11 protein-coding genes are annotated in these 13063 nt (G+C 38.1%); 4 read left to right on the plus strand and 7 right to left on the minus strand.

The features are described 5' to 3' along the window. Window positions 1-4: 4 nt before the first annotated feature. The 4 genes from VSAL_RS18415 to VSAL_RS18430 all read right to left on the minus strand — a co-directional run bounded on the left by VSAL_RS18415 (window position 5) and on the right by VSAL_RS18430 (window position 3247). Window positions 5-889 (minus strand): amino acid ABC transporter permease, encoded by an 885-nt coding sequence (locus tag VSAL_RS18415; protein WP_012551784.1) that lies wholly within the window; start codon window positions 887-889, stop codon window positions 5-7. Next, window positions 889-1620 (minus strand): transporter substrate-binding domain-containing protein, encoded by a 732-nt coding sequence (locus VSAL_RS18420; protein ID WP_231850981.1) that lies wholly within the window; start codon window positions 1618-1620, stop codon window positions 889-891. Before VSAL_RS18420 ends, VSAL_RS18415 begins: the two co-directional genes overlap by 1 nt. An 84-nt stretch (window positions 1621-1704) precedes the next feature. Then, a complete protein-coding gene (locus VSAL_RS18425) occupies window positions 1705-2499 on the minus strand; it encodes an amino acid ABC transporter permease (protein WP_012551786.1) in 795 nt (264 codons plus the stop codon). 1 nt (window position 2500) lies between these two features. Then, window positions 2501-3247: an amino acid ABC transporter ATP-binding protein gene (locus tag VSAL_RS18430; protein ID WP_012551787.1), complete on the minus strand. Its 747-nt coding sequence runs from the start codon at window positions 3245-3247 to the stop codon at window positions 2501-2503. Between the two features lie 252 nt (window positions 3248-3499). Here VSAL_RS18430 and aroG point away from each other — a divergent pair, with 252 nt between their 5' ends. After that, window positions 3500-4552: a 3-deoxy-7-phosphoheptulonate synthase AroG gene (aroG, locus tag VSAL_RS18435; RefSeq protein WP_012551788.1), complete on the plus strand. Its 1053-nt coding sequence runs from the start codon at window positions 3500-3502 to the stop codon at window positions 4550-4552. Window positions 4553-4629: 77 nt separating this feature from the next. Here the strand turns inward: aroG and VSAL_RS18440 are convergent, their stop codons facing one another. Continuing rightward, the gene (locus tag VSAL_RS18440) at window positions 4630-6264 is read right to left on the minus strand and encodes an ATP-dependent endonuclease (RefSeq protein ID WP_026025325.1); all 1635 of its coding nucleotides are present in this window, start codon (window positions 6262-6264) and stop codon (window positions 4630-4632) included. A 151-nt stretch (window positions 6265-6415) separates the two neighbouring features. Here VSAL_RS18440 and VSAL_RS18445 point away from each other — a divergent pair, with 151 nt between their 5' ends. Next, a complete protein-coding gene (locus VSAL_RS18445; RefSeq protein ID WP_012551790.1) occupies window positions 6416-8155 on the plus strand; it encodes a bifunctional metallophosphatase/5'-nucleotidase in 1740 nt (579 codons plus the stop codon). 477 nt (window positions 8156-8632) lie between these two features. After that, the gene (locus VSAL_RS18450; protein ID WP_012551791.1) at window positions 8633-8824 is read left to right on the plus strand and encodes a hypothetical protein; all 192 of its coding nucleotides are present in this window, start codon (window positions 8633-8635) and stop codon (window positions 8822-8824) included. Window positions 8825-8903: 79 nt separating this feature from the next. Here the strand turns inward: VSAL_RS18450 and VSAL_RS18455 are convergent, their stop codons facing one another. Further along, window positions 8904-10490, minus strand: coding sequence for a GGDEF domain-containing protein (locus VSAL_RS18455; protein WP_012551792.1), 1587 nt, complete (start codon window positions 10488-10490; stop codon window positions 8904-8906). Between the two features lie 273 nt (window positions 10491-10763). Between VSAL_RS18455 and VSAL_RS18460 the strand changes: the two genes are divergently transcribed. Further along, window positions 10764-11720 carry an IS30-like element ISVsa7 family transposase gene (locus tag VSAL_RS18460; RefSeq protein ID WP_012549047.1) on the plus strand — a complete coding sequence of 319 codons (957 nt, stop codon included), beginning with the start codon at window positions 10764-10766 and terminating at the stop codon, window positions 11718-11720. On the opposite strand, the gene VSAL_RS18465 is transcribed toward VSAL_RS18460, so the two are convergent. Further along, window positions 11710-13011 (minus strand): tetratricopeptide repeat protein, encoded by a 1302-nt coding sequence (locus VSAL_RS18465; RefSeq protein WP_044583644.1) that lies wholly within the window; start codon window positions 13009-13011, stop codon window positions 11710-11712. The two genes, VSAL_RS18460 and VSAL_RS18465, sit on opposite strands and share 11 nt — an antisense overlap. Window positions 13012-13063 lie beyond the last annotated feature (52 nt).

Below are 13063 nucleotides of genomic sequence, written 5' to 3' on the forward strand. Positions count from 1 at the left end.
CAGGTTAGCCCTGAGCTTTTTCTGTTGTTGATTCCCAATACGAGAACAGGCGAGATAAGCTAAAACAAAGAATGAAATAACAGAGAGCAACCACGGTCCAAATTTCAAAGATCATTCCGCTTGAGTTCGCAATTTCAGTACCAACAAAGGTTAATTCTTGTATCGATATTAGGGATATAATAGAAGAGTCTTTCACTAACGAAATACACTGACCTGCAAGAGGAGGGATGATCACTTTAAACACTTGGGGTGCAATAATATAGCGATAACGATGCCAAGTTGATAAGCCTAAACTTCTTGCTGCCTCATGCTGTCCTTTTGGTATTGCGTCTAATCCTGAACGAACCACTTCGCCGATATAAGCAGCAGAGATCATTCCAATACAAAGTACCCCTGAGATTAGATTTTCCCATAAAGACGCAGGGCCGAATAGAACGGACTGAAGTGGGTTAATATTGCCACTGTGCTCTCGTAATAGATGCTCTAAACCAAATAAAGGCACAAGTTGATTAGCAATAAAAAAGTAAAAGATGAAAATAAAAACAAGGGGAGGAATATTTCGAATCAGTTGTATATAACTGTTCGAAAGGGCACGAATAAATGTGATGTTAGAGCGACGGCCCAATCCCAATAAAGTACCAAACAACACAGCAAAGATCATTCCCAAAAACGTTAAACGTAATGTGGAAATTATCCCATCAAAAAAATAAGGCAGAGAGCCATCAGATTTACTGGTAAAGAGTAAAGAAATGGCTTTGGACCATTGCCAATGGTAGGTCAATGATCCACTGTCTTTGAGAAATAACCATGAGACACTACCAGCAACAATGGCCAGTAGTATCCAATCTAATCGATTTAGTGAAAAATGTTTACTTTGCTGCATTGGCATTAGTTCGCTATTTGTGACTGCCAATCTAGGCTAGTAAACCAATAATCGTAGCGTTCTTTTAACCAACCATCTTCAGTTCGGTCTTTAATCCATTGGTCAAAAAATGCTTTTTTATCATCTTCGCCTAAACGTACAGCAAAAGCTTCATTTCCTTCAGAAAGGCGCTCTTTGAAAGGAAGGTAAAGCACATCAGAATATTTGATAGCATCAAACTCTGGTTTTGGTGTTGAAGCAGCAACCGCATGAGCATTGCCATTTAATACTTCTTGAAACGCTTGGGCATCATCATCAAATTGAAGGACTTTTGCTTTAGGGAAGCTTTCTCTAACGGCGGCAACGGTAACGGCACCACGACGAACGGCAATTTTTACACGGCGAGAATTGAATTGCTCACGAGTAAAGCCTTCCGTTAATTTTTTATTTGCAGCAACTTGTACACCAGAGTGTGAATAAGGGGTCGTAAATAAAACACTTTTTGCTCGTTCATCAGTAATGGTTAATCCACCAATGATCACATCGAATTTTCCTGAGATCAGAGAAGGAATAATGCCATCCCATGCTGTAGGTATGAAAACAATGTCTAAGCCAGAGTCTTTAGCAAGGCGTTTCGCAACATCAACTTCAAAACCGATCAAATTACCCTGCGTATCACGCATAGCCCAAGGGACAAAAGTACTGAGACCTACTTTAAGTGTGCCACGTTCTTTTATCTTATCTACATTGGGTGTCATTGATTCTGAAAAGGCCGAGCTACTAAAAAGTAGGCATAGGCTAACAAAAGATAATAATATTCGCTTCATGCTGTGTGTTCTCCATTAATGTGAATTATGCATTTTATGCTCTAACCAGGCCGATAGCCCAGAGAGACTGAGTGTAACTAATAAATAGATAGCGGCGACACTGAACCAAATTTCGAATGGCATTGCGGTATCTGCGACAATGTTTCGTCCTTCCGTTGTTAAATCAAAAATTGCCATCACACTGACTATAGAAGAGTTTTTTACTAAAGAAACTAATTCATTAGTGAGTGAAGGTAAGGTTTTTTGAATCACTTGAGGAAGAATAATGTATCGATAGCTATTAAAAGAAGATAAACCAAGTGAGCGGCAGGCTTCAAATTGCCCTTTAGGTAAATTGACCAAACCAGAGCGTAAAATCTCTGCGGTATAAGCCCCTTGAAATAGAGCCAAAGCAAGGATAGCCGTAGAGAATCGTTCTAATCCTAAATAAGGGCCAAATACAAAATAAAGTAAATAGATTTGCACCAATAAGGGCGTATTTCGAATTAACTCAATATAACCTTTGGCCAATGAACGGCCAACGACAGAATCAGATAAGCGTAGTAAGGCCGTAATAAGGGCAATCAGGAAGGTTGCTATTGCGCTTAACCCTGAGATTTGTAACGTAACCAATAAGCCTTCGATTAATTCAGCTGGAAACCATTCACCGTCTTCGTAAAAAAAGAGGAAATCAGGTACTCGGTCCCATTGCCACTGATAATTCATGGCTTCAGCTCCGCTATTTAATACCCAGAATAATCCAAGAGTAATAAAGGCGATTTGGAGTAAAGCGGAAAATACGGGCTGCAATATGTTGATAAAGTTGCGCATATTAGTAGCTCAAGATTTGGTTTAAAAACGTTTGAGTACGATGATGTTTTGGGTGTTCAAAAAATTCATTTGGTTCGGCGATTTCAATAATCTCACCTTCATCCATAAAAACAACACGGTCAGCCACTTTTTTAGCAAATCCCATTTCATGAGTAACGCAGACCATGGTCATGCCGTCTTTTGCCAGATTTGACATAACATCTAAGACTTCACTGATCATTTCAGGATCTAACGCGGAAGTTGGTTCATCAAATAACAGAATTTTCGGTTCCATGCACAATGAGCGAGCAATGGCGACACGTTGCTGCTGACCACCCGAGAGCTGAGAGGGGAATTTATTCGCCTGCTCTGCAATGTTAACGCGCTCTAAATAATGCAAGGCACGTTTATTGGCTTCAGCTTTAGAGAGTTTTAAGGTTTTGATGGGTGCTAGTGTCAGGTTTTCTAATATCGTTAAATGTGGGAATAAATTGAAATGTTGAAACACCATGCCAATTTGACCTTTAGACTGCTGCTTTGTTGACACGGTTTGACCAAAAACAGATAACTCTCCAGATTCAATGGATTCTAGCGTATTAATACAGCGGATCAGAGTGGATTTACCAGAACCAGAAGGGCCGCATATAACCACTTTTTCGCCTTGAGCGATAGAGAGGTTAATGTTTTTTAAAGCATGGAATTGATCATAATACTTTTCTACGTGTTTAAAAGTAATCACGGAGTTAGTCTGTGTATTTTGACGGCTCACAATACATCCTTTTTCTTAGTTCTTAAACTTACTCTAACATATTCATAAGGCTAAAGAAGTGAATCTTTTTTGGTGGATGAATTTTAAACAATATTGGGTGTTATGTACACTTGAGGTTAAATCTTAACTGAGAGACTTATTTATATTAAATTAACCATTGCACAACAGAAGAAGACACGTTACGTTAACAGGATGGAGAATAAACATGCAGTATACAGAGTATATGCTGCATAAATAGACGGAAGCATAATAATGTATCAAACTGATGATGTACGAATTAACAAAGTAAAAGAACTTTTACCCCCTGTTGCGATTTTAGAAAAATTTCCTGCGACAGATACTGCTGCTAAGACGGTGTTTGAATCTCGTCAATCAATTCATAATATTCTACAAGGTGACGATGACCGTCTACTTGTTATTATTGGTCCGTGTTCAATTCATGATACTGAAGCCGCACTAGAATATGGCGCTAAGTTAAAAACATTGCGTGATGAATTAGGCGATCGCCTTGAAATTGTTATGCGTGTTTATTTTGAAAAACCTCGTACAACCGTTGGTTGGAAAGGTCTAATTAACGACCCATACATGGATGATTCATTTAAACTGAATGATGGCCTTCGTATGGGACGTAAGCTCTTGCTTGATCTTACTGATATGGGACTGCCAACCGCGGGTGAGTTTCTTGATATGATCACACCACAGTACATGGCTGATTTAATCAGTTGGGGTGCGATTGGTGCTCGTACAACAGAATCACAAGTTCACCGTGAATTGTCTTCTGGCCTGTCTTGTCCTGTTGGTTTTAAAAATGGTACTGATGGTAATATCAAGATAGCAACAGATGCGATTCGCTCTGCTGGGTCTTCTCACCATTTCTTATCAGTAACTAAATACGGTCATTCTGCGATTATTGAAACCGCGGGTAACCCTGATTGCCATATCATCTTACGTGGTGGTAAAGAGCCAAATTACAGCGCTGCACATGTAAAACCAGTTAAAGAGCAACTTGCGGCATCTGGTTTACCTGAGAAAGTGATGATTGATTTCAGTCATGCTAATAGCTCAAAAGACTTTAAGCGTCAGATGATTGTTTCGGATGATGTTTGTGGCCAAATCTCTGGCGGTGAAGACGCTGTTTTTGGTGTGATGATTGAAAGTCACCTAGTGGAAGGTCGTCAAGATCTTGTTAATGGCAAAGTTGAAACTTACGGCCAATCTATTACTGATGCTTGTATTGGTTGGGATGATACGGAAACAGTACTTCATCAACTTGCGAATGCAGTCACTGCTCGTCGTAATAAATAACACGACATCTTATCAATAAATAAACGCCAATAACTGAGAAGTTGTTGGCGTTTTTTTTGTTTCTTATAAAACGAACATTAGCCTTGGCCTTTTGCCATGGTTAATGTTCGTTTTAGTGTCCAACGTAGAAGGAGTGGAATACTTTCGGGTCCATTATCTTCACAGTATTGCACTATCGCCAAGGCTAAATCAGGCTTAGCGTATTTTTTTAGTGTTTTTATAATGATTTTTTTGGGCGGCACAGGTTGATCTACTGATGTATTTGAAAGCTCTCGAAATAAGGGCTCAAAACCATGGTGATATAAATAATGCTCAATATCTTTGTGTGGAAGCTCAGTTAAACGGTGGCGTTGGTGTTCATTATCTAACTGACTTTTTACCGCAAAAGCGTATTTTTTCCCTGCGGGATCACCATCGGTCACTACATGCCATTCAATGTGTAAGGTTTTCGCGATTTTTATGAGTGACTTTAATCCTGATTGTGCAAATTCGATGATTTGAATGCCTTCTGCTGCTAAGTTATAACCTAAAATTCGTGCCATTTCATTAAACAACCAAACCTCAGTTTCCCCTTCAACCAATAACCAACAACGAGCGAATAAGGCATTTGATCGTTGGAATCGGACATGGAAAGTAATTCGGCGTAAATCGTCTTTAGAAAGGCAGGTCGGAGAGACTGAATAGCAAGAGGTAGAGTCAGATTCTCGAACCAAACGACGTATAGAGCAAAGGGGAACGGTACTCAGTAGCTCGCTGCTGTTTGTTGTTAATATTTTTTGCATGGGAATATGATTAAGCAATGTCCATGCTTGTATTAGTTGGGTTGGGTGTAATCGCCCCTCGGGATCTTCCACAATCATTAGAGGTCGAGCTGATGGTTTGAGGACATTCGGTCCTTTTGCTCTTAAATACGTATTAAGTAAACCAAGCAATAATAGTTTGGTTTGTTTGCTTTTGTTTTGATTAATAAATTGGGTTAATGAGATACCTTCGGTTTTTTGGCCAAAGAAGAGATCATCATGAATTCGATGTTGTGTATGTCGATTATGATTTTTAAATGCAAAGTAGTGCTCGACTAACGCTTGCATTGAATGGAGAGCACTTTTTATTTCACCACTGCTAACTTGACCAGGAGAGGTAAGTAGACGGCGGCAGGTATTATTTATACGTCGCTCAATGCGATCATCAGGTAAAGGCGCCGTGTCTCCATCTGGGTGAAGCCGTCTGGCGTCGCGTATACGAATGACAGGGTGTAAGCGAATAAGCTCATACACAAGCATATGAATTTTATGATAACGAAGAATACGGCCTTTATTATCTAAAAAAGAATGGGATGCCGTTATTTTTCCGTCATTATTTGTTGCACTAATACGGTAATAAATACGTTGTGCGTGGCTGTTTTCATCTGGTTGCCATAATGAAGCGAGTTTTCTATAGCGGCCAGCTCTGTATTCATTTTTTTCTGTGGTCTGAAAAGTAATGATGATTTGAATGTGCTGATCTTGAGTGTAAGAGATGGAATGGTCTTGATGGAAGTCAGTTAACGAAAATTGATGCAGCTCCCCTGAAATAGGCAGAGCGATAGATAGGGCATCAAGTAATGATGATTTGCCCCATGTATTTTCACCTATCAGAGTGGTGAGTTGTTCAAAAGAAAGAGATAGGCGTTTTATGCCACGAAATCCTGAAACTTCAATACGTTCTAAAAGCATATAACCTTCCTCATTAAAGAGAGTTGTCATAAATAACTATATAGCAAGTAATAAAAACAAAGCACTATGACAGTCACACTTATTGAATTGTTTAGAGCCTAAGGGGTATCATGCTTTTGAAACACATCGTTATTATTAGGGAACCAAGTTAATGTGCGCAATAAATAATCAAACAATCAGAATACTGCATATTAATGATACTCACTCCTATTTTGATGAGTCTGTTATTGCATTAAATTCAGCCGACCATGGGAAGTATTATATTAAATGTGGTGGTTTCTCTCGGATATCATATCAAGCATCGCATTTGATAAAAGAAGCAACAGAATGTGGCGCTGCTACGGCTTTCTTTCACGCTGGTGATTGCTTCCAAGGCACTTTATATTTCTCTTTATATAAAGGGGTAGCCAATGCCGATTTATTAAATCAATTACCGCTTGATGGAATGGTTTTAGGTAATCACGAGTTTGATCTTGGCAACCAACCCGTCAGTGAATTTATTGCGAACACTGATTTCCCTATTTTGATGGGGAATTGGGATCTTAGCCAAGAAGATGAGACCAAAGGGCATGGCGTAAAATTTTGTGAGCGTATATTAAAATATAATCCGGAATTAAAAATCGCAGAATACATGATTAAACATGTCGGTTTAACGTCAATTGCCATCTTTGGTTTAACGATAGATCGTATGTCTCTGCTTGCTAGTCCAGATCCAGATACTCCGTTTGTTAATGCTGTGGAAGTCGCTAAAAATACGATTGATTATTTGGCAAGTAAGAACATAACTAACGTGGTGATTGTGAGTCATTTAGGATATGAAGCCGATAAAGCGTTGGCGGAGATAATATCCGGCATTGATCTTATTATTGGTGGACACAGTCATGTATTACAAGGTGACTATGAAAGTATTGGGCTCGAAACTCGAGATCAGTATGGTGAGAAAGTGAATGGTACGTATATTGTCCAAGCTGGGTGTCATGCGTTAGCGTTGGGCTATTGTGACCTTGAGTATTCTAACGGTGGGGAGCTGATCCATTTCAATGGTAATAATCTACTGTTATTAGATGATGTCGCCTATCAAGATAAAGCGTGCGAGACCCCCTTACCGTTAAGAGCGTTAACTGATGTAAAGCAATCACTGTCAGATTTCTCACATGCACAATTTTGTCAAAAAGATGAAAATATTGAATCACTGTTAATTGAAAAATATCGTGGAGAAGTTGAGCGTCTTTCTAGCCAAGTGATAGGGCAGTGTCTAGACGATTTAACTCACCGCCGTGTACCTAATGAACTAGGTCAAAGTGATATAGCACCATGGGTGGTCGAATCTTTCTACTCTAAAGCGCATCAAGTGGATCACCGCGTTCAATTCGCAATGCATAACGCAGGTGGAGTTCGTGCCGGTCTTAACCAAGGGGCAATTACTTACGCGGATATCGCCGGAAATGTATTGCCTTTTGCCATACCCATTGCCATTTACAGTGTGAAAGGAAAGTACTTGAAAGCGGCAATTGAGGGCGCAATTGATAATGCTACGGATAACGGGGTTATTGGTACTGGCTCTGGGAGTTATCCTTACGTTTCACAGCTAAAGTACAGTTATAACGCAAGTAAGCCCAGTGGAAAGCGTATTACTGAATTGAGTATTTATCATGAAGTGAATGGATGGCAACCAGTATTGGATGAACAAATTTATTTTGGCACATCAACCGCTTACACCATAAAGGGTAAAGAGGGGTATGAACCTTTATTAAATAAAGAAAAGGGTGTGCATATTACCGAACATTCTATGGCTGATTGCTTTATTGATTATTTGCAGCATTACTCAAGTCTGACTAAACCAAAAGAATATTTAAATAAATACCATAGAAATGACAAAGCGATGATGTAATGGCATAAAATTTGCTTTTATAAATATGGAATTAATTCATAGATTTAAGCAAAGGAATATTATGGATAGTAATTGGTCTGATAGATTACTAGCAGTCGGTTGGGTTGTTGCGTGGTCAGTACTGGTTTACTTTGTGCCATTTTCTGGTTGGTAAGTAATAATAAAAAAGCCTTCTATTCTGTAGAAGGCTTTTTATTAACATTAATTTTACTTATTTAACTCTTTTAAACCAAACTATGTTGGTAAATTAATTTTTGAATAAACGGAGTCTTAAATTGGCTTTTATTTTGATTTTTATTCACTTTATTTGATTTTAGTTCTTATTTTAAGCATTTATTATGAATAGGTATCGATGTAACGTTTGCATTAGTAAAACTAATATTACTTTGAAGAAAATGTCATTTTTTGAGTAAAGAATATAGTTCTATTATTGCGGCATCAAAATTTAAATGACTTTTATTTTTAAGTGAGGCAATCATGGCACAAGCAGCAATGAACGTTAATAACATCGCTACTTCTTCTTTGGAAAAGAAGGCCTATTCAGTAAGTTTCAAAGGACTGATTGCTCATTGTATTGATGTATTATTTGGTAAAGGCCAAGTAACATCCGTGCACTATACATCAGAATTATCTGAGCATTTACAGAGAGACATGGGTTTACGCCGTTAGTTTCTTTTTAATAAATGCTCTATTAGAAAAAACCAGCCATGAGCTGGTTTTTTTACATCTGCAAAAGAGTATCGTTACTTTAGTAAATACATACCTTGTTTTTACCTGAGCGTTTTGCTTTGTACAATGCTTTATCTGCACGCAGAAACGTAGATTTACAAGGTTCGCTATTTGTATTTATAGCAAGGCCAATACTTACCGTAATACTTCTATCATTGAGAATATGTTTCCAACTAACGTTGGCGATAAGCTCTCTACACTGCTCTGCAATGCGTCGCCCTACCTCTAGGTCGTTTGATGGGATAATCAATAGAAACTCTTCACCACCGTATCGAAGAGCATAATGTGAATTATCTAAGTTTTTCTGTAAAATCCGCCCAAGTCTTTTTAATACGACATCCCCGGTTAGGTGTGAGTATTCATCATTGATGGATTTAAAGTCATCAATATCAATAATAAGCAGTTGATAATGTTTGATCGTCGGAAGGATTTTTTTTATAAACGCAGATTCAAACCAGCGACGATTATAGAGCTTTGTGAGGCTATCGTGCTGTACGTCTTTTTGTAATTTTTTGACCTTATTTTTTTGCTGAACAGACACTTTTTTCAATTCAATGTTTTCTGATTCTGAAATACTAAGGCGTAACTGCAATTCTAAATGAAATAAACGTCTGAGAGCATGCCCACCAAGTTTATTGATCGGAAAAGAGTGAATAATATCGACGGCTAATTTTTGCGCTTTTTTTTCACACGTGAGTGCATCAGAAAAATTGCCGTATGAAGCCAAGGCGTTACTTTTTATATCTAACAATTGGCGAATGTAATAACCATTAGAATATTTTGATGTTCTTCGAATTTGATGATTGATAATCACTTCTGCCATTTCCCCTCGTTGCAGCTGGATAAGGCAGTTAGCGGCTTCGATAGCAAACAATTTATTTAGCCAAGGAAAAGAGATTTTGGCGTACTTGCATTCTTTTTTAAAAGAGATTAGTTGATCTAAAGCGAGTTGAGGCTTATTTTTTAGGCGCAATAATTTTGCTGAATATAAAGCCACTTGAGGGGCTAATTGAGGATCATCAACGAGGTATTGTATGACGAGGCACTCTTTAAGCAGTTTATTCGCTTTGGAGAGTCTATTGAGATCAAGGAGACAAGCAATCATGTATAAGCGATAACGCAAAGCCAAATTATGGCTTTCTATTATATGACTGAGAGATTCTAGTTTTTGGTAGTAACGGAGCGCTTTTAAGTGGTCGCCGTAAATGGAGCAAAGATTACCAATACCCAGAATTGATTGGATGTAAAATTCGCTTTTCCCATGCTCAACAGCAATTTTAGAGAGGTTATCTAAAGTCGATAAGGCGTTTTGATAGTTACCAAAATCAATGTGACGATAGCTCAATGAAGAGTAAATTTGTAAAATAAGATCAATATGAGTAGGTAGAACTAATAATGTTAATGCTCGTTGTAAATGGCAGATACTTTTTTCTGTAAGATCCGCTTTTACTTCATATTCTGAACACATAAATAATGCGTAGGCTTTTTCTTCATTGCTCTCTGCCATGTGTTCTAGTATGTGATACCAAAGAACCAATGATTGAGAATGGGAGAGGACAGAAAGATCAATTCCTTGCTCTTGTATACGATCTAAGAATGTATCCATACGAACCCTTAATTATAATACTTCTTGTACCATCGATTCTGATAAATATTCGATAATGTTAAAATAGCTCACTTCGGGGACCGAAGTACTGTTTGAATATCGATGCCATGGATAAGTTGATAAACTGATAGATAAAGAATGGATTATTTCTAAACACACGTTGGTTTCTGCGTGAAGCCTAGGTTCCAAGAATAACCGACACACTTTGGTATAGATTTGAGAGTCAGTTGCCTATAAGCTTCAAGCTCTCACACAATCAACTAAGGTAACCCCATGGGATACCAATATAAGCAACTGACACTAGGTGAAAGATACCAGATTGAAGCGTGGAATACACATAGTATTTCTGCTCGTGAAATAGGACAAAAATTAAAACGGAGCAATGGCTCCATTTCAAAGGAACTACGACGTTGTCCTGCTGGAAGCTATTCTGCCGAGCAAGCGCATAAACACGCTTTCCAAAAAAGAACACTTTCGATTAAGCACACAAAATGCAGCCAAAAGAATAAAAAAATAATTCACCTATATCTTCAGCTTGGTTGGAGCCCAGAGCAAATATCTGGACGAATGCGTAGAGAAAAAATAGAAAATACAATATGTTGCAGTACTATTTACAACGCAATTAAAAGAGAGCAGTGGCAAAGGATGCTTGCTCGAAAAGGCAAAAAATACAAACAACGCAAAGGTGTAGAAGCAGGAGCAAGACTCATTCCTAACCGCATTGATATATCTCAACGCCCTGCTATTGTCGATGATAAATCTGAGGTTGGTCACTGGGAAGGTGACACTGTTTATGGTCAAGACGGGTATTTAGTAACGATGGTAGAACGAGTGTCTAAGCTATTAGTTACGTGCAAAGTACGCAATAAATCCAAAAAGGCCGTTACTCGCGGGATAAATCGCATGATGAAGCCCTTTAAAGAGCTTTGCAAAACAATCACATTTGATAATGGCGGAGAGTTCGCAGGTCATGCTAAGATAGCTAAGCATCTGAACTGTGACATTTATTTTGCTAAACCTTACCATTCTTGGCAACGAGGTTTGAATGAAAATACCAATGGTTTACTAAGACGTTTTTTCCCAAAGGGAATGGCCATTGGAGAACTTACTGCAAAAGAGATTAAACAGGCAGAGTTTTTGATTAATTCTCGACCTAGAAAGACATTAAATTTTCTGAGTCCGAGCGAGTTTTTAAACGGTAAGAGTGTGTCGGTTATTGTTACGATCTAGCAAGTAATAACCCAATTTCGGTGTCATTTAAACGTGTTAGAACATCGCCATATTTACAATAATGATGACTTAATAACGTGATATTCCTTATTTTTTCTTTTGATGGATCAGTAATCACAACAACATGATATTGAGTGCTCATTAGTGATGAATTAATGTCATGAAGCCTCTGCTGCCATTTATCTACGGGAATTAGGTAGGTGAGTGAAGAAAGACTGTTATATTCAAGTTGGTCTTTAATTCGATTGATTAATCTTATGGCTCGGATGTCTAACTGTTTTTTAGAGGTATTGGATTTATCACGTCCGAGATTATTGGATTGTTCTTGTAAAAGTGTTATTTCATATTGGCGATAGCGTTTATAAGAATAGAGTGCTTGCTCATCGTCATTGGTTAACTCAGCAACGCGTGACTGCTCAAGGCATATTTGCGAGCGTAACTCACCTTTATCGAATTGTTCTGATAATATTTCGGCTTTGGTTAATAATTCATACGCCGTCGTAAAGTTACCTTTTGCCGTTTCTATCCGAGCTAAACAGATTGCTGAATGTGCCTTCATCCATATTAAATTATGTTGCTTAGCCAGTTGGTTTGAATAGAGACAGCATTGCTGAGCTGAGGTTAGATCATTGAGGCCTAAAAATGCCAGTCCTCTAAAGTCATAGATTTCCGCTTTCCATGTTAGATTCGTATTGTCTTTTAATAATTCTTCCGCTTTTAGAAGAATGGGCAGCATTTCTTTATGGTGGTGAAGTAAGTAGTTATCCCATGCCTGTAATATATAAGCTTTTGCCTCTAGATGAGGAATACGATAAAAATTAGCCCGTTGAGCAGCAATATAATGGGTAGAGTTTGCTTGTGCTAAATTGTTTGTCATACGCCAAACGTTGCCAAGACCAATTAATGCCTCAATTTCAATTTGATAGTTTCCTAATAAAGAGGCTTGCTCTAACGCTTGAATCCAATAGTTCTGAGCTGTATAGAGTTTGGCTTCTCCCCAAGAATGCAAAGCGAGTGTGTGTAATATTGAGGGCAATAGGTCATCATCTTCTAATTCTTGATGAAGCTGTAGGACTTCTTTAGCAATTTTTAGTCCTTGTGAATAAAGGACTAAATGCCAGTAAGTATTTGAAATTATGAGTTTAGAATAGGCGATGCCGTACTTGAAGTTGATGTCTTCGCAAAGTGTTAGTAATTGTTCAGCTTCTGATTTTGCCGCTTCTGATTCATTTTCTACGGTCAACTCTAATGCAGTAAGCCGTGTAATTATCTTATCTTTAGAGTTAATCACAAATATCCTTACTTATTGGTAGTACCAATATAATGCTCTCGTTACATTGATG

This window comes from Aliivibrio salmonicida LFI1238, assembly GCF_000196495.1.
Lineage (GTDB): Bacteria > Pseudomonadota > Gammaproteobacteria > Enterobacterales > Vibrionaceae > Aliivibrio > Aliivibrio salmonicida.